This is a genomic window from Rhizobium cerradonense, from assembly GCF_030182455.1.
Taxonomy (GTDB): Bacteria; Pseudomonadota; Alphaproteobacteria; order Rhizobiales; family Rhizobiaceae; genus Rhizobium.
The window spans coordinates 302196-322581 of sequence record NZ_JAQJCK010000006.1 but is presented as its reverse complement, the minus strand read 5'-3'; the positions used below and the strand labels follow the sequence as shown (position 1 = coordinate 322581).

Annotated in this window: 19 protein-coding genes; 6 read left to right on the top strand and 13 right to left on the bottom strand. The window is 59.1% G+C overall.

All coding sequences use genetic code 11. The features are described 5' to 3' along the window. Positions 1-103: 103 nt before the first annotated feature. Both PH547_RS16655 and PH547_RS16650 read right to left on the bottom strand, forming a co-directional pair. On the bottom strand, positions 104-1000 hold the full coding sequence (locus PH547_RS16655; RefSeq protein ID WP_285168895.1) for an MBL fold metallo-hydrolase: 897 nt from the start codon (positions 998-1000) through the stop codon (positions 104-106). A 25-nt stretch (positions 1001-1025) separates the two neighbouring features. Continuing rightward, positions 1026-1664, bottom strand: coding sequence for a DsbA family protein (locus PH547_RS16650; protein WP_285168894.1), 639 nt, complete (start codon positions 1662-1664; stop codon positions 1026-1028). 101 nt (positions 1665-1765) lie between these two features. On the opposite strand from PH547_RS16650, the gene PH547_RS16645 reads away from it, so the two are divergent. Beyond that, positions 1766-2680 (top strand): LysR family transcriptional regulator, encoded by a 915-nt coding sequence (locus PH547_RS16645; protein WP_285168893.1) that lies wholly within the window; start codon positions 1766-1768, stop codon positions 2678-2680. Positions 2681-2699: 19 nt separating this feature from the next. Here PH547_RS16645 and PH547_RS16640 read toward each other — a convergent pair whose 3' ends face one another. The 8 genes from PH547_RS16640 to alr all read right to left on the bottom strand — a co-directional run bounded on the left by PH547_RS16640 (position 2700) and on the right by alr (position 10835). Next, positions 2700-3689, bottom strand: a complete 990-nt coding sequence (locus PH547_RS16640) for a beta-ketoacyl-ACP synthase III (RefSeq protein ID WP_285168892.1) — start codon at positions 3687-3689, stop codon at positions 2700-2702. Continuing rightward, positions 3686-4954 carry an adenosylmethionine--8-amino-7-oxononanoate transaminase gene (locus PH547_RS16635; RefSeq protein WP_285168891.1) on the bottom strand — a complete coding sequence of 423 codons (1269 nt, stop codon included), beginning with the start codon at positions 4952-4954 and terminating at the stop codon, positions 3686-3688. Before PH547_RS16635 ends, PH547_RS16640 begins: the two co-directional genes overlap by 4 nt. Next, the gene (gene bioD, locus PH547_RS16630; protein WP_285168890.1) at positions 4951-5589 is read right to left on the bottom strand and encodes a dethiobiotin synthase; all 639 of its coding nucleotides are present in this window, start codon (positions 5587-5589) and stop codon (positions 4951-4953) included. The genes PH547_RS16635 and bioD overlap by 4 nt, the downstream gene beginning before the upstream one ends. Then, on the bottom strand, positions 5586-6731 hold the full coding sequence (locus PH547_RS16625; protein WP_285168889.1) for an 8-amino-7-oxononanoate synthase: 1146 nt from the start codon (positions 6729-6731) through the stop codon (positions 5586-5588). The genes bioD and PH547_RS16625 overlap by 4 nt, the downstream gene beginning before the upstream one ends. Next, positions 6728-7723: a biotin synthase BioB gene (gene bioB, locus PH547_RS16620; protein WP_285168888.1), complete on the bottom strand. Its 996-nt coding sequence runs from the start codon at positions 7721-7723 to the stop codon at positions 6728-6730. The genes PH547_RS16625 and bioB overlap by 4 nt, the downstream gene beginning before the upstream one ends. A gap of 286 nt (positions 7724-8009) precedes the next feature. Further along, the gene (locus tag PH547_RS16615) at positions 8010-8390 is read right to left on the bottom strand and encodes a Rid family detoxifying hydrolase (protein WP_285168887.1); all 381 of its coding nucleotides are present in this window, start codon (positions 8388-8390) and stop codon (positions 8010-8012) included. Positions 8391-8425: 35 nt separating this feature from the next. Beyond that, positions 8426-9676 (bottom strand): D-amino acid dehydrogenase, encoded by a 1251-nt coding sequence (locus PH547_RS16610; RefSeq protein WP_285168886.1) that lies wholly within the window; start codon positions 9674-9676, stop codon positions 8426-8428. A gap of 25 nt (positions 9677-9701) precedes the next feature. After that, positions 9702-10835 (bottom strand): alanine racemase, encoded by a 1134-nt coding sequence (gene alr, locus PH547_RS16605; protein WP_285168885.1) that lies wholly within the window; start codon positions 10833-10835, stop codon positions 9702-9704. 124 nt (positions 10836-10959) lie between these two features. Between alr and PH547_RS16600 the strand changes: the two genes are divergently transcribed. Both PH547_RS16600 and fdhA read left to right on the top strand, forming a co-directional pair. Beyond that, a complete protein-coding gene (locus tag PH547_RS16600) occupies positions 10960-11424 on the top strand; it encodes an Lrp/AsnC family transcriptional regulator (RefSeq protein ID WP_285168884.1) in 465 nt (154 codons plus the stop codon). A gap of 459 nt (positions 11425-11883) precedes the next feature. Continuing rightward, on the top strand, positions 11884-13074 hold the full coding sequence (gene fdhA, locus PH547_RS16595; RefSeq protein ID WP_104826064.1) for a formaldehyde dehydrogenase, glutathione-independent: 1191 nt from the start codon (positions 11884-11886) through the stop codon (positions 13072-13074). A gap of 188 nt (positions 13075-13262) precedes the next feature. On the opposite strand, the gene PH547_RS16590 is transcribed toward fdhA, so the two are convergent. Genes PH547_RS16590 through PH547_RS16580 form a run of 3 tightly spaced genes read right to left on the bottom strand, consistent with a single transcriptional unit; the run spans position 13263 to position 16662 of the window. Next, the gene (locus PH547_RS16590; RefSeq protein ID WP_260304635.1) at positions 13263-13700 is read right to left on the bottom strand and encodes a TadE/TadG family type IV pilus assembly protein; all 438 of its coding nucleotides are present in this window, start codon (positions 13698-13700) and stop codon (positions 13263-13265) included. Continuing rightward, positions 13697-14293 (bottom strand): TadE/TadG family type IV pilus assembly protein, encoded by a 597-nt coding sequence (locus PH547_RS16585; protein ID WP_104826066.1) that lies wholly within the window; start codon positions 14291-14293, stop codon positions 13697-13699. The genes PH547_RS16590 and PH547_RS16585 overlap by 4 nt, the downstream gene beginning before the upstream one ends. After that, positions 14290-16662, bottom strand: coding sequence for a pilus assembly protein TadG-related protein (locus PH547_RS16580; RefSeq protein ID WP_285168882.1), 2373 nt, complete (start codon positions 16660-16662; stop codon positions 14290-14292). Before PH547_RS16580 ends, PH547_RS16585 begins: the two co-directional genes overlap by 4 nt. Here PH547_RS16580 and PH547_RS16575 point away from each other — a divergent pair. The 3 genes from PH547_RS16575 (at position 16623) to hglS (ending at position 20360) form a co-directional block, all read left to right on the top strand. Further along, positions 16623-17906 (top strand): NAD(P)/FAD-dependent oxidoreductase, encoded by a 1284-nt coding sequence (locus PH547_RS16575; protein ID WP_285168881.1) that lies wholly within the window; start codon positions 16623-16625, stop codon positions 17904-17906. The two genes, PH547_RS16580 and PH547_RS16575, sit on opposite strands and share 40 nt — an antisense overlap. A 10-nt stretch (positions 17907-17916) precedes the next feature. Continuing rightward, positions 17917-18813 carry a LysR family transcriptional regulator gene (locus PH547_RS16570; RefSeq protein WP_104826068.1) on the top strand — a complete coding sequence of 299 codons (897 nt, stop codon included), beginning with the start codon at positions 17917-17919 and terminating at the stop codon, positions 18811-18813. A gap of 131 nt (positions 18814-18944) precedes the next feature. Continuing rightward, positions 18945-20360 carry a 2-oxoadipate dioxygenase/decarboxylase HglS gene (gene hglS / locus PH547_RS16565; RefSeq protein WP_260304638.1) on the top strand — a complete coding sequence of 472 codons (1416 nt, stop codon included), beginning with the start codon at positions 18945-18947 and terminating at the stop codon, positions 20358-20360. Positions 20361-20386 lie beyond the last annotated feature (26 nt).

Below are 20386 nucleotides of genomic sequence, written 5' to 3'. Positions count from 1 at the left end.
CGACTCCTGAGAAGCGAACGACAAAGGACTTTGACCAAAGTCAGCCCGGAAATTTTCCTAAGAAAAAACCCGGACTGATCGGGGCAAGGTTACACAGCGAGGCCTACCCCCACTTCATCTCGCCCTTTGCGACCTTGGCGCCCAATTCGAGCGAGCTGGCGTCGCCCAGATGGGGATAACGCTTGGTCATTGCGGCGATCAAAGCCGCACTGTCCTTGGCCTTCACTTCCTCTTCATGGAAGGCGACAAGATAGTCGCGCGTAAACTTGACGGCATCGAGACGTTGCGGAGCACCCTCGGCCTGATGAGCGGGGACCACGATCTTCGGCTTACGAGCCGCCAATGCGTCGAGCGCCTTGATCCAGGCTTCCCGCTTTTCAGGCGTGGCCTCGTCGGCGACCCAGACGTGGATCCCGGAGGAAATCAGCACACCCCCGAACACAGCCTTGATGGAAGGGACCCAGAGATAGCGGCGATCGTGCATGTCAGGGACTTCGACGATTTCGATCTTCTCGCCGTCAAGTTCGAGCGCACTCAGATCCGACGCAGTGGGAATGACGACGTCCGACAGCTTTTGCGGACCGTTTTCCTTCAGTTGCGGTCCCCAGACCGCGAGCTTGCCTTCGACATTGGCATGGATGGCCGCGACGGTGACGGGCTTTGCGATGACCTTGGCATCCGGGAAGGCTTCGACGATCGGCCGGAGGCTGAAATAGTAATCGGGATCGTTGCAACTCACATAGATGGTGCTCAGATGCTTGCCGGTCGCCTTGATGGCGTCCGCGACGGCGCGGCCATCCGAAAGCGTGAAGCCGCCATCGATGAGAATGGCTTCCTTCTTGCCGGTGAGCAACACCGGCGTGCGGCGGAACCCGGTCTCGGACGCCTGGAAGTATTGCCACTTGATCTTCGCACTTGCGGCCCGGGAAACGCTGAGGGGGACAATCGAAATGGCGCCGGCGGCCAAGGAAAGTTTGAGTGCATCGCGTCTGGTAAACATACAGGTTCCTTTGTGGTTAGTAAGATCAAGCGGCTTGGAGATGCGCCATGAGGTTGTCATAGCTGCCGAAGAGGGCACTGGCGTTCAGCAGACGCTGGTGTCCGTTTCCTTCGACGACGAGGGCTGGGACGCCGTTGGCGCCATGTTGGCGGAAGAGGCCCTGGCCTTGAGCAATGAGTTGCCGATTGGCGTCGAGCAATTCGACCGAGCCTTCGGTCAAGAGACGGGCGGCTTCGCTCAATCCTTCGGATTCGAACAAGCCTGCCAGAACCGGCACGCTGGTGATGTCCAATCCCTTCACATAGCGGGCATGCTGGATGAGACGCAGCGCGTCGAGGCGTCTGCGGTGGTCCGCAAGGCCAGCCGCCGTGATTGCCAGTGTCGCCGGACCCGAGTCGAACAGCGAGCCCGGCCTGTTCAAGACCTTCGATCGATAGTCCTCAGAAAAGGGCTGGCCGCTCAAGCGTTCGATCCGTTGATCGTTGGACCAGGCATAGGCTGCCAATGACGCATCCATCTCACGGGCACCCCCACCCGTGAACAAGCCCGTCGGCAGGAGCTTGAGCTCGACACCCGCCAGATGCAAACGCTCGATCGCCGGGCTCGCACCATAGCACCAGCCACATAGGGGATCGAAGAGATAGACGGCCGAGAATTCCTGCATGGATCGTAGTCCTCCGTTGATGGGGCCAATCATCTCAGCGGTTGCGATGTAAGGAAATATCGGTCAATCATACAGACTGTACGAACAAATCAGACAATGGCATGAGCGAACTCCTCAATCTCAACAGGTTGATCTTCTTCACATCCGTGGTGGAAACCGGATCATTCACCGCCGCCGCTGAACGGCTTGGCGTCGCCAAGGCCGTGGTCAGCCATCAGGTGGCACGTCTGGAGGATGAGCTTGGCGTGTCGTTGCTGATGCGAACGACCCGGCGGCTGCATGCGACGGAAGAGGGGCGAGTGTTCTATGACCGGTGCGCCATCATTCTGCGGGAAGCAGAAGCCGCTTATGGAGAGATGTCGCTTCACGCCATCGAACCCACCGGCACGCTGACGCTGACGGCACCCTTGGACTACGGTGAAGCAGTCGTTGCGCCGGTGGTCGCCACCTACAGGGAGCGGTTTCCGCAGATGCGCGTCGATCTCATATTCGATGACAATGTCATCGATCTCGCCAATGGGCAGTTGGACCTGGCAATCAGGGTTGGCTGGCTGACGGATATGAGCAACAAGGCCCGGCGCTTGGGCACGTTCCAGCAGTATCTGGTGGCAACGCCAAAGTTGGTGGCGAGTTTTCCCAAGGTCCTGAAACCGTCCGATGTGGCGGCGCTGCCCTGGATCGAGAACGCGGTTCTGCGCCAGCCTTTACGCTGGATGTTTTCTCGCGAGGGCTATTCCTCCGAGATCGTCGAGGCGAATTCGGCCGTGCGTACCGACAAGACGCCATCGGCCTATGCCTGCGTGAAGGCTGGTATTGGTGTTTCCGTCTTTCCTGACTACATGGTCGTCGACGATATCGCAGCCGGGCGTTTGAGCCGATTGCTGCCTGACTGGACCTTGCCCGCCGGCGGGATCCATGCCGTGCTGCCGATGGCTCGTTTCCGTCCCGCCAAGGTACGGCGGTTCATCGAGATGATGCAGGCCGCCGAGCGGCGTCGGGGATCTACGCCCAAATAGGCTGCTCGCCGCCGCTGGATTATATGCCGAAAACGACGGCACCTCCCGTCAGGCCTGCGCCCGCGGCTGTCAGTAGCAGCTTTTCCCCCGAAACGAACGGCCTGGCTCGATGTGAGACCGACAGGGAAAGAGCGATCGTCGCCGCCGACGAATTTCCGTAGGTTTCGATCGTCCGCACAGTTTTTGCCGGATCGATGCCGAGCCTGTCGGTAACGGCATCGAAAATGCGGGCATTGGCCTGATGTGGCACGAAGCGGTCGATCGCTGCCGCATCCAGATGGGCAGCAGCAAGCGCGCGGGCGCTGCTGGTCGCCATCATGTCCACCGCTTGCGTGAACATTTCGCGTCCGTCACGCATCGTCATCAGGAAATCCTCCGTCGCCATGCCCGGTGCGAAGGGCCTGTTGCTGCCGCCGGCCGGAATGGAGATCAGATCGTAGCGGCTTCCGTCTGAGGCGAGATCCACACCAAGAATGCCCTTCTCCGTATCGCCTGACGGCGCCAAGACGACGGCGCCGGCAGCATCCGCGAAGAGAACGGCGCTAGCCCGTTCGGCCGGGTTGATCCGCCGGCTGAGAATATTGGCCGCCACCACCAGGACCGGCCGTCCCTGCGTGCGGACAAAGCCATCGGCAAGTGTCAGCGCGTAGAGGAAGCCGGAACATGCGCCGGCCAGGTCGATCGCGCCGCTATTTCGAAGGCCGAGGCGATGCGCGAGCAACGGGGCAGAGGGTGGCAGCAGATGATCGGGTGTCGACGTGGCGAGCAGGGTCAAAGCAATGTCGTCACGCGCGATGCCGCAGTCGCCGAGGGCAGCTTCGCCGGCCTTTGCGGCAAGTCCGCTCAGCGTCTCAGCATCGTCAACCCAGTGGCGCGCGCGGATGCCGGTCCGGCGCTCGATCCAGCCGGGTTCCAGGCCGAGTCTCGCTTCAATCTCGGCATTTTCGACGCGCCGATCGGGCACGGCATGGCCGACGCCCGCCAGAGAAGATGAGCGCGCCTCCCTCATAGCCGCCCAGCCGCGAGAAGGCCTGCCGCTTCATCGATGGCGTCATAGGACCGGTCAAGGTCAGCGGCGGTAATGCAGTAAGGTGGCATCAGATAGATGACGTTGCCGAGTGGACGGATCAGCAGCCTTCGTTCGCGGAAGAAGGCGCGAAGGCGAGGCCCGACCTCCGAGAGGTATCCGCCTTCCGGCGCGACGAGATCGAGAGCGGCGATCGTGCCGCTCTGGCGAATATTGTCAAACCGCGGATCACCTTGAAAGCGGGAAAGCCCCGCGCTTTGGCGCTCTACGAGCTTGGCGATGCGCTCACCCACAGGTTCCGTCCTCCAGATATTCAGGTTGGCCACCGCTGCCGCGCAGGCGATAGGGTTGGCGGTATAGGAACTGGAATGGAAGAAGGTCTTGCGCCGGTCCGCCGAGAGATGGGCATCGAATATCTCGCGGGTGCAGAGCGTTGCCGCCAGCGGCAGCGCGCCGCCCGTCAAACCCTTGGATGTGCAGAGTATATCAGGGGTTATAGATGCCTGCTCGCAGGCAAACAGGCTGCCCGTCCGGCCCCAGCCGGTCATCACCTCGTCGGCGATCATCAGAGCGCCGTATCGCTCGGCGATGCGCTTCAGCTCGCTGAGCAGTGAGGCTCGATAGATTTTCATCCCACCCGCTCCGAGAATGAGCGGTTCGATGAGAAGCGCCGCCACCTCGCCTGACCGGCAGGCATCCTCGAATGCATCGAGCGTGGCCTGCTCCTCGCCGATCGTCGGAAAGGGCAGTCTGTTGACCACGAAAAGCAGCGGCTCGTAAGCGGCGTTGAACACGCCGCGCTCTCCGACGGACATCGTACCGATCGTATCGCCGTGATAGCTGTGCTCCATCACCACGATGCGGCTGCGCGGCTTTTGCGTGTTATGGAAAAAGCCGAGCGCCATCTTCAACGCCACCTCGACCGCGGTGGAGCCGCTGTCGGAATAGAAGACGTGCTTGAGCCCAGCGGGTGCGATCTCGATCAAGCCTCTGGCCAGCTCTTCGGCCGGTTCATGGGAATATTCGGCGAAGATGATCTGGTCGTAGGTTTCGCAGGCTCGTCGGATCGCATCCATGATCACGGGATGACGGTGGCCGTGGGTAATCACCCACCACGAGGAGATCGCATCCAGAATGGCGGTGCCATCTTCGTCTACAAGATGGGCACCTTCGGTTTTTGCAATACGCTTCATCGCCGGCTCGAGCGCGTGCTGCGTAAAGGGATGCCATACGGGCGAAGACGTCATACCGGCTCCTTGCGGAAGAGATCGATGTCGAAATTTTCGCCAAAGGCCTGGCGCAGAAGCTCCGGCGTGAGCGTATCGAGTTTTGGAAGCCGTCCGAGTGAACGGACTCGCCCCAGCTTTGCGATGATGCTTTCCGTTTCCGCCTGTTTATCGCCGATGAAAGCGACGCCGAAAACTGGAATGGACCGGGCGCGCAGCGCCTCCAGTGACAGCAATGTGTGATTGATGGTTCCGAGGCCCGTGCGGGCGCAAAGGACGACAGGTATTTTCCAGCGGGCAAAGACGTCTGCAAACACGGCCTCTTCGGTGAGCGGCACCAGCAATCCACCTGCGCCTTCGATGATCAGCGGCGCATCGGTACTGGGCGGAATAAGGGCTTCGGCCTCTATCCGGACCCCGTCGATCCTGGCTGCAAGATGCGGCGAAGCCGGTGTCCGCAGCCGGTAGGCTTCCGGCATGATGCGCGCAGGCGGGATCCGACCGAGCCGCTGCACCGTCTCACTGTCCGTTTCGTCTTCGAGACCGGCTTGGATCGGCTTCCAATAATAAGCGCCGAGCGCATCGGTCAGGGCCGCCGAGAAAACGGTCTTGCCAATGCCCGTGTCGGTTCCAGTGACCACAAACCTTAGCGTCACGGCTTTTCCTCCGCGATGACGGCGGCGAGGCGCGCGAACATGTGCGATATTGTCGTCCTATCGACATTCAGGGTGATGGCAATTCTGAGCCTCGCCGTGCCTTCGGGTACGGTCGGTGGCCGGATCGCGCGGATGTCGAAGCCTTCGTAGCGCATCCGCGCTGCGATCCGCATCGATAGGGCGTTATCACCGATCGGAACCGGCAGGATCTGCGAGCCGCTACCGTCGGCGCCAAGTGCGGCAGCAAGTTCTGCGTTGGCGAATGTCTGCAATGCTTCCAGAGAGGCCCGGCGCTCGGGTTCGTCGGCAAGAACCTTCAACGCCTCGCGTACGCCGGCAGCCATCAGCGGCGATGGCGCGGTCGAGTAGATGAAACCGCGTGCCCGGTTGACGAGATAGTCGCATAGCACCGCACGGCCGCCGATCAGCGCGCCGCTACTACCAAGCGCCTTGCCGCAAGTATGGAGAACGACGATGTTCTCGCGGCTTTCGAGACCGGAAGCGAATCCACGCCCGCCGGGTCCGAAAACGCCCGTCGCATGGGCCTCGTCAATCACCAGAAGGCCGTCATGCCGGTCGGCCAGTTCGGCGAGCTCGGTCAGCGGAGCCCGATCGCCATCCATCGAATAGAGGCTCTCGACGGCAATCCATGGATGGCCGGCGCCGCCCGCAGCGCGCCATTTCTGAATGGCCTCGGCAAAGGCCTGGACGTCATTGTGCTGCACGGAGACCGATGGTGCCTTGCTTGCCGAAATCCCTTCATGCACGCTCGCATGTACCAATGCGTCATGAACAATCAGATCATCCCGTTGCGGCAGGGTCGAAAAGAGCGCGACATTGGCGGCATAGCCGCTGCCAAAGTAGAGGCAGCGTTCCACGCCGAAATAGACGGCGGCCTCGGCTTCGAGCACCTCATGCTCCGGATGGTTGCCGCGCAGCAATCGCGAGCCACCGGCACCGACCGGCACGCCCCGTTCGATCGCTGCGGTGATGGCAGCCTTGAGGCGCGGAGAATTGGCGAGTGCCAGATAGTCGTTCGAGGTGAAGTCGACGCCCCCTTGCGGCAGCAAGGTCCGATACCGTCCCTTGCGCTCGAGCCCGTTCAATGTCCGTCCATAGCGCGCGAGGCCCGCGCCTGTCATGCATTCGGCTCCAGTTCCATGGGCTTCAAGCCGAGGCGGCGGAAAAGGCCGGTGTCGTGGTCCTCCCCCGGATTGTCGGTGGTCAGCAACGTATCGCCGACGAAGATGGAATTGGCTCCGGCGAAGAAACAGAGCGCCTGCGTCTCATCGCTCATTTCCGTCCGACCGGCTGACAGGCGCACATGGGATTGCGGCATCAGAATTCGCGCAAGCGCAATGGTGCGGATGAACGCGATGGGATCGATCGGCGCGGCATCGGCGAGTTTTGACCCAGGAATCGGAATGAGCATGTTGATCGGCACGCTTTCCGGCGGCGAGGGGAGGTTGGCGAGCGTCACCAGCATGGAAATGCGGTCGTCAGCCGTTTCCCCCATGCCAAGGATGCCGCCGGCGCAGACCTTGATCCCGGCGTCGCGCACATTCGAAAGCGTTTCCAGACGGTCGGCAAAGGTGCGGGTGGTGATGATCTCGCTGTAAAAGCGCTCGGAAGTATCGATATTGTGGTTGTAATAGTCGAGGCCGGCATCTGCGAGTTCCGCGCTCTGCCCGGGCGACAGCATGCCCAGTGTCATGCAGGTCTCCATGCCGAGCGCCTTGACGCCGCGAACCATCGCAACGATCGCCTCCATGTCACGTTCTTTCGGGCTGCGCCACGCAGCGCCCATGCAATAACGCGTTGCACCTCCCTCTTTGGCCTTGGCCGCCTCGGCGACAACCCGCTCGACCTCCATGAGCTTCGACGCTTTGAGCCCTGTTGGATAATGTGCCGATTGGCTGCAGTAGCCGCAGTCCTCGGCGCAGCCGCCGGTCTTGATCGAAAGAAGCCGGCTCATTTGTACGGCATTGGGATCGAAATTCTCCCGATGCACGCTATGCGCACGGAACAAAAGATCATTGAACGGAAAATTATAGATTTTTTCTGCTTCGAAAAAGCTCCATTTCTCCGTTGATGCAACCAGTTTTGGATCGTTTTCAGCGACTTCGTGCGGCATCTCCGGCAAATTCCTTCTCCCTGCAGAATAGTTATCGATAGAGCGTTCCTGATTATCTATAATTTCTCGATGCGAACTACTGCAAGCACTCATACGGCGAAGGTTGTCGGTCGTTCAACAATTCATGAGAGTGTGGTTGCCGGGGGCCGGCGATGGTTTGTCCTCCCTTTGCCGGCAAGCAGTTCGTCTCGGAGACTACGGCTTCATGTGCCGTGCCGCGTTATATTCCACGCCACCGGCGCGAAATGATTGCGACATCAGGGCGCGCGATCATTCATGGTGCGGCTCAGGCAAGCGAAATGATTGCCTCGATCTCGACTTGTGCCCCTTTGGGCAGCGAGCTGACCTCATAGCAGGCTCGGGCTGGAAAAGGATTTCGGAAGAAGGTTGCGTATATCTTGTTGATGTCAGCGAACTGGGAAAGGTCCGTGAGCAGGACGGTCGTCTTGACCGTCTTCTCGATGCTCGATCCCGCCGCTTTCGCGATCGCCGCAATGTTTTTCAAGCATTGTTCCGCTTGTTCGACAGGATCGTCGGAAACGAACTCTCCGGTGGCCGGATTGATCGGGAGCTGCCCCGAGACGAAGAGCAGATCGCCCACCTTGATTGCCTGCGAAAACGGGCCGATTGCGCCCGGAGCTTCAGACGTCGTTATTGCCTCGATCATTGATGCCTCCATCCTGTCTTGCTTTAAATACGGGTTCAGCGGTAACGGCTGATTGCCAGATCGGCCGCGTCGATTTCCGGCTTGCGCCCGCTGACCAGATCGCTGATCAGACGCGCGGAGCCGCAGCTCATGGTCCAGCCGAGCGTGCCGTGGCCGGTGTTGAGGAAAAGGCCGGCAATCTTCGTCGGGCCGATCACCGGCGTCCCGTCCGGCGTCATGGGCCTCAGCCCGGACCAGAATGATGCCTTCCGCAGATTCCCACCCGGGAAAAGGTCGGTTACCGAATGGTCGAGCGTCCGCCGGCGGGCATCACCAAGATCGTTGGTATAGCCTGAGATTTCAGCCATGCCGCCGACGCGGATACGATCGCCGAGGCGGGTAATCGCGATTTTGTAGGTTTCGTCCATCACGGTCGATTCCGGTGCCCGTGATGCATCGATGATCGGGATCGTCAGTGAGTAGCCCTTGACCGGATAGACGGAAAGCCGGATGCCAAGGGGCCTCAGCAGCAGTGGCGAATAGCTGCCGAGTGCGACGACGATCGCATCGGCGCTCATATGCCCGCGGTCGGTCATGACGCCGCGAACCTTGCCGCTCTGGACATCGAGCCCCTTGATCGTAGTTCCATATTGGAACCGCACGCCGAGTTCGCTTGCCCTTGCGGCGAGGGCATTGGTGAACTTGAAGCAATCGCCGGTCTCGTCCTTGGGCGTCAGCAGACCGCCGACGATCTTTTCGCGGACATGGCGGAGCGCCGGCTCCACACGAATGCATCCGTCGCGGTCGAGTACCTCATAGGGAATGCCGTCGGCCGCAAGAGCCTTGACGTCCTTTGCCGATGCATCGAGTTGTTGCTGCGTTCGGAACAACTGCAGCGTACCCTGCATGCGTTCGTCATAGGCGATGCCGGTCTCTTCGCGAACCTCGGCCAGCGAGATGCGGCTGTAGTCGGCAAGGCGCAGCATCCGGCTCTTGTTGATCGCATAGCGTTCCGACGTGCAATTCGACAGCATCTTGACGAGCCAGGACAGCATGGCGCGATCGAGCCGTGGACGCAGGATGAGCGGAGCATGTTCCATGAACAGCCACTTCATCGCTTTCATCGGGATGCCTGGTGCGGCCCAAGGCGAGCAGTAACCGAACGAGACTTCACCTGCGTTTGCGAAGCTCGTTTCCAGGGCGGGTCCTTCCTGACGGTCGACGACGGTGACCTCGTGTCCTGCCTTGGCGAGTTGGTAGGCGCTGGTTACGCCGATGACGCCGGCGCCGAGTACGATGACTTTCATAGTTTCCTCGATGGTGGTCTGTTGCTCAGCGATACCGACGTTCGTAGCGACGGCCGAGGCTGGTCAGGATTTCATAGGAGATGGTGCCGGCGGCTTCGGCGACGTCCTCAAGCGTCTGGTGAGGGCCGAGGACTTCGACGAGGCTGCCAAGCGAAAGCGTGCCGGAGGGGAGGGCGGTGATATCCACGGTAATGCTGTCCATCGAGACACGGCCGACAATCGGCAGACGAACGCCACCATAGAAAACGGCTCCTCGATCACTGAGACTGCGCGGCAGCCCATCGGCATAACCCGCGGCGATCGTGGCGAGCCTGCTCTCGGCAGAAGTCACGCGGCCGCCTCCATATCCGACGCGCGTGCCCGCCGGAACTGTTCTCGTCTGGATCACAGCGACATCGAGCCGGACCACCGCCTCCATTGGATTGGCTTTGCCCTGCGTGGGCGCTCCGCCGTAAAGCGCGATGCCGGGACGGGCCAGAACCCCGTGATACTCGCTGCCTAGAAAAACGCCTCCCGAATTGGCGAAGCAGACATCAAGACCGGGAAACTCGGTCGCGACAAGACGCATTTCCGCGAGCTGATCGGCATTCAGCCCGTTGTCCACCTCGTCTGCGCAGGCGAGATGGCTCATGATGAAAAGGACTTCGATGTTGCTGCAGCTCTTGAGATCGGTTGCGAGTGTGCTTCTTTCCTCCGGCGAGATGCCCAAACGCGACATGCCGGTGTCGAACTGCAAAACGGCGGGAAGAACGCGTCCGAGCTTCCGAGCCGTCGACGACCACCGCCGGAACTGCTCAAGCGAGTTGAGAACCGGAACGATGTCGGCCTCGGCACAGCCAATCTCTGATCCCGGCTGCAGTCCGTTGAGCACGAATATTCGCGTATCGTTTGGGAAAAAGGGCCTGAGTTGGATCGCCTCCGAAAAGTGTGCAACAAAGAAATGCTGGCAGCCTTGCGCATAAAGGGCCTTGGAGACCTGTTCGGCGCCAAGACCATACGCATCAGCCTTGACGACGGCTGCGGCTTTTGCGGGCGCGACCGTCGCCGAAAGCTTCCGGTAATTTCGGCACAATGCGGGAAGGTCGATGGTCAGATAGCCGGAAGCCCCGATACCGGCTTCGGTCTGCTGATAGTCTACATGCAGAGTCTGATGATCCATATGCAACCCCCTCATCATGCCTGAAGATATTGAAATATTCTTTGAATATCCCGCCTATTGCTGATCGTTTGTTTCAATGCATGATATTCAGTCAAATAATCTGCGAAAAAATGGAATATTCTGCATGACAGCGATTGACGCGATCGACCGCAATCTCCTCCGCCTGCTGCGATTGAATGCACGCATGACCAATGCGCACTTGGCGCAGGAAGTCGGCTTGTCCCCTTCTGCCTGCCTGCGGCGGATCAAATTGCTCGAGGAGGCTGGCATCATCCGCGGCTATACGGCCCTGGTGAACAGCGGCAGTTCCGAGGATACGATCGCGGTGATCATCAACATCACATTGGAACGGCAGACCGAGGAACACCTCGACCGCTTCGAAGCCGCGGTGCGAAAACATCCCGAAATTCGCGAATGTTTCCTGATGACCGGCGGCTCGGACTATCTACTGAGGGTGGAGGTGGCAGGCGCGGGTGAGTTCGAGAGAATTCATAAGGAAATTCTCTCGACGTTGCCCGGCGTCCTGAGAATTCATTCCAGCTTTTCAATTCGAAACGTCCTGGCTACCCGGACCAGGGGGCGACGTTGATCCCGATTTGGCAAGTCGGCTGACTGATTATCTGGTAAGCAAAATCGCCAGTTCCGCCCGCTTCATCCTGGAACTTGTTCCGCCGCTGCGCCGCAGATCATATTCGTCGTGCAGAGGGGGAATGTCCTGAACATCCCTTATTCGAAGACGTTGTGCCCAACGCCATTGAATGTCCGAGCCAGTCAGGCACTTTTGCTGACGTGCAATAAACTCAAGCCGGTAGTGAATTTTTTTGCACAGTCGCGATCGCTATATCGATGGTAGACAATATAGCATCATCGCTTTTAAAGGCGAATTCGCCAGCTTGGTAATTAAAAAATAGAGAGATGAATAGGCGACTTAGATAGAGGCTATGTCGTCGTGAGAATAACCGCGCTCTTATGCGGGAACTGCGACGCAATTGGAATCCTGCCCGCGGAGGAATGGGCAAGAGAGACTTAACCCAGGAGGAGACAGACTATGAGCAGGAACAGAGGCGTCGTCTACATGCGGCCCGGCAAGGTCGAGGTCCGCGACATCGACGACCCCAAGCTGGAGGCGCCGGACGGCCGCCGTATCGAGCATGGCGTGATCCTCAAAGTGATTTCCACGAACATCTGCGGCTCAGACCAGCACATGGTGCGCGGCCGCACGACGGCAATGCCGGGTTTGGTGCTCGGCCACGAGATCACGGGGGAGATCATTGAAAAGGGTATCGATGTCGAAATGCTGGAGATCGGCGACATCGTCTCCGTGCCGTTCAACGTGGCCTGCGGGCGCTGCCGCTGCTGCAAGTCACAGGACACCGGTGTCTGCCTTACTGTTAACCCTTCGCGCGCTGGTGGCGCCTACGGTTATGTCGACATGGGCGGCTGGATCGGCGGGCAGGCGCGCTACGTCATGGTGCCCTATGCGGATTTCAATTTGCTGAAGTTCCCCGATCGCGACAAGGCGATGGCTAAGATCCGCGATCTTACTATGCTGTCCGACATCCTGCCGACAGGTTTCCATGGCGCGGTGCGCGCGGGCGTCGGTGTCGGCTCTACGGTCTATGTGGCGGGCGCCGGTCCAGTCGGCCTTGCCGCTGCCGCTTCGGCGCGCATCCTGGGGGCGGCCGTTGTCATGATTGGCGACTTCAACAAGGATCGCCTGCAGCATGCTGCCAATGTCGGCTTCGAACCCATCGATCTCTCCAAAAGCGACAAGCTAGGTGACATGATCGCCCAAGTGGTCGGCACGAACGAAGTGGACAGTGCGATTGATGCGGTCGGCTTCGAGGCGCGCGGCCATGCGGGCGGCGAGCAGCCAGCGATCGTGCTCAACCAGATGATGGAGATCACACGCGCAGCAGGCTCGATTGGCATTCCAGGGCTCTATGTGACGGAAGATCCTGGCGCTGTCGACAACGCGGCAAAACACGGCAACCTGTCATTGCGCTTTGGTCTCGGTTGGGCGAAAGCGCAGTCCTTCCACACTGGTCAGACGCCGGTGTTGAAGTACAACCGTCAGCTCATGCAGGCGATTCTGCACGACCGGCTGCCGATCGCCGATATCGTCAATGCGAAGATCATTGCACTCGACGATGCCGCTCAGGGTTACGAGAGTTTTGACCAGGGCGCGGCGACCAAATTCGTCCTCGACCCGCATGGAGACCTGCTGAGGGCTGCCTGAAGTAAAACAGATTGCCACGGCGGAACATTGTCCGTCTGCGATATGAGCCAGGAAGCAGGCTTTGCGTGGCACGATGATATGGAAGCTCAGGCCTAGTCTGAGCTTCTATTCAAAGCAGTCGACTACATCCTCATTTGGTTGAGCTAGGTCGATGCTGCGACGTTTGACCTGGGGTCGCACGCCTGCCGTCAGTGATTTGTGTAACACGCATCGGCCGTGAGATTTGTGCCGCCGGACAAGGACATCAGTAAATCTGGCACGACGGTGATGAATTGATAGGTGATTTTTACTTGCGAGAAGCCTGCCAAGCCATGGCAAGTGGCGTCGTGATCGAGCGTGACCGATGCGTCGTCCAGCCCTACGAACCAGCCGGTAGCCGTACTGCGTGCGAAGGCTGCCGCCTTCGACGCACTGTAAGTCCCGCCATCTTCGCATTCCGTCTGCGGAATGCCCATGCATCGCGCCGTTGCAATCGCCGTGTCATGGAGGGCATGGCTCGTCCAGAGCAATCGGCCGAGCTCGATCATGCCGAACAGCATGAGGAAAAAGACTGGCGCAACCAGCGCGAACTCCACCGCACTAGCGCCGGAACGCGACTGCCAAATTTTTCGGATAGCGCGCTTCATTGTGTCCGCACGATCGCGCTGGCGTCAATAAAGTCGCCTTTCACAAGGCCGTAGCCGGAGAACAACGGCGTATAGGCCTGTTTTACCATGACGGAGACAAACCGGCCCGCCCGCCCGCCATCGGGGCAGGACGAACCACAGGATTGCTGCGAGCCCCAATCAAGCGACGACGCGCTGCCGCTCGGACAGTAACAAGCATCGGCTTGGCTGACGTTGCCGCTGATCACAATTTTCGCACCATTGTAGTTGGCGACTGCGCCGTTATTCACATTTACTGATGCCTGCGTATCGCCCGCCGCGTATTCGCTGGCGATCATGGTGGCGATTTTCGTTGCCAGATCGCTGCCATCCTTGCCATCGACCAGATCAGCATTGACCATCGCATAGCTGGCACTGTCGGAAACCGTAGCTTCTAGCTGAAAGCGCGAGAATATGAGCATGCCGAGATCAAGGCTGCCAGCCAAGATGAGGATGAAAACTGGCGCAATCAGTGCAAATTCGACTGCTGCATTACCCGAGATATCTCGCAGAAAATGTCTTAGGCCGGCTCGAAGCTGGAGAGCTTTTTTCCCGGCTACATGGATGAAAATCATTGAACCAATTCCACCTCGCTACTGGTGGCCGACAGAGTGCATTCCGACATCGTCTGTGAACCACCGGACAATGAAATACTTGCGCCAATCAATTGCAGGCAGCCGGTTGCGGCATCACCGATCTGGCCGCCGCCGCCGAAATCGATCAGCCCTTTTGGAAAATAGAACGCGCCGGAAATCTTACCTCTGCCGCCGGAGGTGATTTCCGCGTCTGCATAAGATTTCGATGATTGCGGGCCGATAACCGCAAGATTGGCGTAGGTGCCGCTCTGCGGGGCAGAAAGTGTGATGGCATTGCCGCCAGTCAAACAGAATGCCTTTCCTTTGCATTCCCAATCGGAGGGCGTTTCGGTCCCCGAAATGACGATCGTGACATTTGTCCCGGAAACGGCGATGGAATCGCTGCAGCTAGCGCCCCCGGTATTGACCGAGAAATATCCGTCGACCGTGTAGACCCCGGCACCCAGCCTGGCGCCGCCCGCGAGGTTGACGCTGCCCGATATGTCGTGCTGTGCGCTTGCGGGAAACGTGATGCAGCTACCACCGCCGCCGCCATTGATGTCGCCGTCGGCGCGGAAAACACCCTTGCCCGTACTGGCATCCGCCATATAGGTGGTCGAGCCGCCACCCACGCCCATCGCGTTGTCGCCGCTGGACTGGCCGATGGTATAGCTGTTGGCCGTTCCGGCTCCGAGCTTCAGGCTAGCGCCATCGCCCGTGTAGAAGCCGGCGTCCAATATGAAGGTGCTGGGTCCGTCGATGACGGTTTTTCCTGAACTGCACAGGCTGTAGCGCGCATCGCCGCAATTGGTATCGCCCATCCCGAAGTGAAAGGAACCGGCGCCGAATGTCAGATCGGCGCCGTAAACGCCTCCTGCAACATTGTAGGTGCCGTCCCCGAATACCAGCTTCGTGCCGAAATCATTCTGGATCTTGCCCGAGAAGTTGTAGGTCGTGCTTTTGCTGCCCGAAATATTGAAATTTACCTGAACGTTGCCGTGAACCAGCAGGGAGCCGATATTCACCTCAGACCCGGAGCAGGTGATGTCCCATTTGGTTGTCCAATATTGATTGTAGTTCGCAGGATCGTAGCTGCAGTCGATGGATGTTATGGCGTCTGCGGTTTGCTTTGGGGTCGCGTTGCCGCCAAACTCAATGTTGGTACCCGTGCTCACGGAGACCTTCTTTGGCCACGACGCCTTGCGGATGGTATCGAAGCGTGCGGTAAGTTCGGCTACTCCGGAATTTCCCGAGAGAGGATCCTCTGTGTATTGCTTGGTGACGGGCGCCGCACTTCCATCTGCCTGCACGAGGTTGGTAGACCAAGGGCAAGGCTGCGACGTACCGCCGTAATAGGTCGTACCCTTATTGGTGATCTTCGTTCCGCAGGGGGCGACGACATCACTGTTGGAGTTTACGTAGCACTTGCTTGCGCTGACCTGCACGCCGCCCGAGAGAGTGACGCCCGATCCGGATTTGTCCAAGGCGATGATGCAGCCGCTCTCCGCCGAACCTATGGATGAATAAGCTTCAGCCCCGATTTCGAGCTTTGAACTGACGCCGAGAACGGGTGCGAGAAAAAGTGTGTTCGCGGTGGAGATGGTGGCATGCACCGCCTGAACGCGCGCGTCCTTCGGAGAGGTTGTCAGCGAAACGGAAACGCTGCCGGCATCGACACCGTTGAGCTTCGCCACGGCAAGCGCTGCCGCTTTCATCTCGTCTTCCGAACTCGTATCACTATAGGCGAGCGCGCCGGCATAGGAGGCAAGATCCGCCGTGCGCTGGTTTTCGTTGCGCACCAGAAGCCCGTATCCGTACTCCACGGAGAGAGCAGCAAAGCCGATAACAATCGGCAGGCATAAGGCTGCCATGATCGCGATACCGCCGTCCCGGTTCCGGCAAAGCGACCGCAGTTGATGCAGCGCGATTTTCATTGACTCGTCTCCGTTTGAACGATGAGCTTCAAAAAGTCGGGCAGGAGGTACAATCGCAGGTGTTGAGCGGTGGAGATTTTCGCTTGCGCTGACTAACTGTCGGGTATTTCTTAACAAAACCCTTTGTTTCTGCTGCGCCGCACCATTGCCGGCGCGATGCGGATAATTATGCCGAAAACGGATAGAATTTCTCGAAGGCCCGGCCATGCAGCATCGATAGGGCCAGTCATCACCTCGCCTTCGCGGGGCGAGACGCTGGACGCGCGAACCGGCTCCCCTCAATGGGTCGAACTCATTCCTGCAGGGAATGATCTCTTGTACATAATGAGATAGTCCGTTTACCGACGCAGCGATATCGTGCTGAAAAACTGCTAACTTTAGGAAGATCGGCGCCGATGTTGAATGATCCGAAATCGCATGGACTGTGGGAAACATCAGCGCCGCCCGCCCCGATCACGGAAGAGCTGAACGATGATGCTCACGCAGACGTAGTCATTGTCGGCGGAGGCTACACAGGATTTTCGGCGGCGATCCATCTTGCAAAACTTGGGATAAAATCGGTTCTGCTTGAAGCGGTGGAGGTCGGGTTTGGCGGCTCCGGAAGAAATGTCGGGCTCATCAATGGCGGCATGTGGGTGATGCCCGACGACATACCCGGCGTCCTCGGTCCACAATATGGAGAGAGATGTCTTAAGCTCCTATCGGATGCGCCTGTACTCGTTCGCCAGGTTATTGAAGAGCATGAAATCTCATGCCAGTTGGAAAAGAATGGGACGCTTCACCTCGGCGTCGGGCGCAAGGGTCTGGAAGAGCTCGAGACCCGTCACCGCCAATGGACCGCGAGAGGAGCGCCGCTTCAACTTCTCGATAGCGATGAGACACGGCGCCGTACCGGCTCGGCCGTGTATTCCGGCGCACTTTTCGATCCGAGGGCCGGTACGCTTCAACCTCTTGCTTATGTGCGTGGCCTGGCACGGGCCGCGATCACGTCAGGCGTCAAAGTCTATACGAAGAGCCCTGTCTTGGCGGTAGAGCGCCGGGCAGATGATTGGCGGGTGGCGACGCGTCGGGGTTCCGTGACTTGCAAGTGGATCGTCGTAGCGACTGACGCTTATTCGACCGGGCCGTGGAAAATCGTGCGCGAGGAACAGGTTCATCTTCCCTATTTTAATTTCGCCACGAAGCCGCTTTCCGACAATGTGCGTAAAACGATCCTTCCGAATAGGGAAGGATGCTGGGATACGAAGGAAATTCTCTCGTCTTTTAGAATGGACCAGCGTGGCCGGCTTGTTTTCGGCAGCGTCGGAGCGCTTCGTAACACGGGACATGCAATTCACGAGTCCTGGGCAAAGCGGTCATTGAAACGGGTTTTTCCCCAGCTTGGCGATGTCGAATTCGAAAGTGCCTGGTACGGGAAAATTGGCATGACCTCGGACGCAGTTCCGCGGTTCCATAAGTTTGAAAACAATGTGGTGGGCTTCAGCGGATATAACGGACGAGGCATTGCGCCTGGAACGACCTTCGGAAAGGTCTTGGCGTCTTACATTGCCGGCAATATCGATGATGCAGGCTTGCCACTGCCGATTACCGAACCAAAGTCCGATCCCTTGCGCATGGCGAAGGAGGCGTACTACGAAATGGGCGCGCAGGTAGCACATCTGGCAGGAGCGCGCTTGTAGGAGGGCATGGGTGCAAGTACCGCGAAGATTTTTGCCTTCACTGCCACTGCTCGCTGCTTTTGAAGCGGCGGCTCGTACCGGGAGCGTAACCGCGGCAGCCAAGGAGCTCAATCTCACCCAGAGTGCCGTTAGCCGGCAGATTCGCGCTCTGGAGGAGCAACTCGGTGTGGAGCTCTTTCATCGAGAGCGCCAGACGATCAAGCTCACCGTCGGAGGTGAGGGATATGCGCGCGAGATCCGGGACGCGCTGCGTAAGATCAGCAGCGCATCGTTGAACCTGCGGGCAAACCCGTATGGAGGGACGCTGAACCTTGCAATATTGCCAACATTCGGCACCCGATGGTTGGCGCCCAGACTACCGGACTTTCTCGCTGAAAATCCTGGAATTACCGTCAATCTCGTCACAAAGATCACGGCGTTCGATTTTCGGTTGGAGCCGGTGGACGCTGCGATTCATTTCGGCGCCGCGGAATGGCCAAGCGGCGAGCTTGCGTTGCTTCGCCAAGAAATCGTCGTTCCAGCATGCAGTCCGAAGCTGCGTGAACAATACAATTTCACGGAGCCCTCGGACATCCGAGCAGCGCCATTGCTCCATCTGACCAGCCGCCCTGATGCTTGGGAACGCTGGATGATGATGAACGGGGTTACGCCGGATTCGGTTCACGGCATGCTGTTCGATCAGTTCGCAACGGCAACCCAAGCCGCAATAGCAGGCGTGGGGGTGGCGTTGCTGCCAAAGTTCCTCATTGAAGAGGAACTCTCTCAAGGCAAGCTGGTCTATGCTCTCGATCTCCAGATGAAGAGCGCCGAGGCGTACTATCTGGTATGGCCTACCGACCGCGCCTCGCACCCGCCGCTGCTTGCCTTCAAGAAGTGGATATTGGCGCAGACCGCCGCCGATCGATGAAAGTTCATTCCTCATTGGAATAACATCTGACCTATTGCTTGATAGAAATACAAGCACATCGAAGCGAATACTCCTCAACAATCATGATCTCGGAGAATGACCGAGCTCGTAGCAGACTAGAGGAGGCCATCATGGCGATCGACCACGTGCACCCAGATGATGTTCGAACCCGTTTTTCGCGGGCCATGTCGGAGATGTACCGCACGGAGGTGCCGCAATACGGAACTCTCATGGATCTGGTCGCTGACGTGAACGAAGACACGCTCGCGAACGATCCGGGGCTCCACGACGCGCTTGTTCGCAATGACGAGCTCGATCGCCTGAGCGTCGAACGCCATGGAGCTATTCGCCTTGGCACGGCGGACGAGCTTTTCAATATTCGCCGGGTGTTCGCCGTCATGGGCATGTATCCGGTCGGCTATTATGATTTGTCGGTGGCGGGCATACCCGTTCATTCGACCGCTTTTCGGCCTGTAGACGACGAGGCTCTTCGCCGCAATCCGTTCCGAGTCTTCACCTCCCTGCTGCGCCTGGAACTGATAGCCGACGAAGTATTGCGTGCTGAGGCAGCGGAAATCCTTTCTCGCCGCAAGATCTTTACCGACCGTGCCCTTTTCCTGGTCGATAAGGCGGAAATGGACGGCGGACTTGCCAGCGAAGATGCGGATGAGTTCGTCCGGGAGGTCTTGGAAACGTTCCGTTGGCACAGCGATGCCACCGTCACCCTCGCCACCTACAAGCGCCTGCATGATGCTCATCGGTTGATCGCGGATGTCGTCAGCTTCAAAGGGCCGCATATCAACCACCTCACGCCTCGGACGCTTGATATCGATGCTGTTCAGGAAGGCATGCCCAAGCGCGGCATCAGTCCGAAAGCAGTCATCGAGGGTCCGCCGCGTCGACGGTGCGCCATTCTTCTCCGCCAGACGAGCTTCAAGGCACTTGAGGAGAACATCAAATTCAAACCAGCCGCAGATGGTGGTTCGTCCGGAACGCACACGGCGCGGTTCGGCGAGATCGAGCAGCGAGGCGTAGCCCTGACGGCCAAGGGCAGGAAGCTGTATGACGAGCTTCTTGCGTCTGTTCGTAGTGACGTTCAAGTGGCGTCGACCGGTGGCAACTCGGGAGATTACAACAGCCAGCTCGTCGAAACGTTCAGGCAGTTTCCCGACGAGTGGCGTGAGTTGCGCACGAAGGGCTTGGCGTTCTTCCGGTATTCCGCGACCGAAACCGGATTGAACAACGTCGCCGGTGGTCGCCTTCCGTCGAACTTGGATGCGCTGATCGACGCCGGATACGTCAGATTCGATCCGATCGTCTACGAGGATTTCCTTCCGGTCAGCGCTGCGGGGATCTTCCAGTCCAACCTCGGCACCGATGTGCAACAGAACTATTCGGAGAGCTCGAACCGGGTAGCGTTCGAACAAAGTCTGGGTGCCGCCGTCCAAAACGAACTGGATCTTTACGCCGATGCCGAACGACGCTCGCTCGACCTAGCCTACGAAGTCCTGGGGCTTGGGCAGCCGGCCCAACGCCTTATCGCGTAGGGCGGCAGCAAAGCCACGCAATCGAT

What these genes read in the sequence shown, in the direction of transcription:
- fdhA (WP_104826064.1), top strand. Translation starts at nt 11,884, where the DNA reads ATGAGCAGGAACAGAGGCGTCGTCTACATGCGGCCCGGCAAGGTCGAG.
- PH547_RS16575 (WP_285168881.1), top strand. Translation starts at nt 16,623, where the DNA reads ATGTTGAATGATCCGAAATCGCATGGACTGTGGGAAACATCAGCGCCG.
- hglS (WP_260304638.1), top strand. Translation starts at nt 18,945, where the DNA reads ATGGCGATCGACCACGTGCACCCAGATGATGTTCGAACCCGTTTTTCG.
- PH547_RS16610 (WP_285168886.1), bottom strand. Translation starts at nt 9,676, where the DNA reads ATGAAAGTCATCGTACTCGGCGCCGGCGTCATCGGCGTAACCAGCGCC.
- PH547_RS16650 (WP_285168894.1), bottom strand. Translation starts at nt 1,664, where the DNA reads ATGCAGGAATTCTCGGCCGTCTATCTCTTCGATCCCCTATGTGGCTGG.
- PH547_RS16625 (WP_285168889.1), bottom strand. Translation starts at nt 6,731, where the DNA reads ATGACAGGCGCGGGCCTCGCGCGCTATGGACGGACATTGAACGGGCTC.
- PH547_RS16585 (WP_104826066.1), bottom strand. Translation starts at nt 14,293, where the DNA reads ATGATTTTCATCCATGTAGCCGGGAAAAAAGCTCTCCAGCTTCGAGCC.
- PH547_RS16580 (WP_285168882.1), bottom strand. Translation starts at nt 16,662, where the DNA reads ATGTTTCCCACAGTCCATGCGATTTCGGATCATTCAACATCGGCGCCG.
- PH547_RS16600 (WP_285168884.1), top strand. Translation starts at nt 10,960, where the DNA reads ATGACAGCGATTGACGCGATCGACCGCAATCTCCTCCGCCTGCTGCGA.
- PH547_RS16640 (WP_285168892.1), bottom strand. Translation starts at nt 3,689, where the DNA reads ATGAGGGAGGCGCGCTCATCTTCTCTGGCGGGCGTCGGCCATGCCGTG.
- PH547_RS16655 (WP_285168895.1), bottom strand. Translation starts at nt 1,000, where the DNA reads ATGTTTACCAGACGCGATGCACTCAAACTTTCCTTGGCCGCCGGCGCC.
- PH547_RS16635 (WP_285168891.1), bottom strand. Translation starts at nt 4,954, where the DNA reads ATGACGTCTTCGCCCGTATGGCATCCCTTTACGCAGCACGCGCTCGAG.
- PH547_RS16615 (WP_285168887.1), bottom strand. Translation starts at nt 8,390, where the DNA reads ATGATCGAGGCAATAACGACGTCTGAAGCTCCGGGCGCAATCGGCCCG.
- alr (WP_285168885.1), bottom strand. Translation starts at nt 10,835, where the DNA reads ATGGATCATCAGACTCTGCATGTAGACTATCAGCAGACCGAAGCCGGT.
- PH547_RS16590 (WP_260304635.1), bottom strand. Translation starts at nt 13,700, where the DNA reads ATGAAGCGCGCTATCCGAAAAATTTGGCAGTCGCGTTCCGGCGCTAGT.
- bioB (WP_285168888.1), bottom strand. Translation starts at nt 7,723, where the DNA reads ATGCCGCACGAAGTCGCTGAAAACGATCCAAAACTGGTTGCATCAACG.
- PH547_RS16645 (WP_285168893.1), top strand. Translation starts at nt 1,766, where the DNA reads ATGAGCGAACTCCTCAATCTCAACAGGTTGATCTTCTTCACATCCGTG.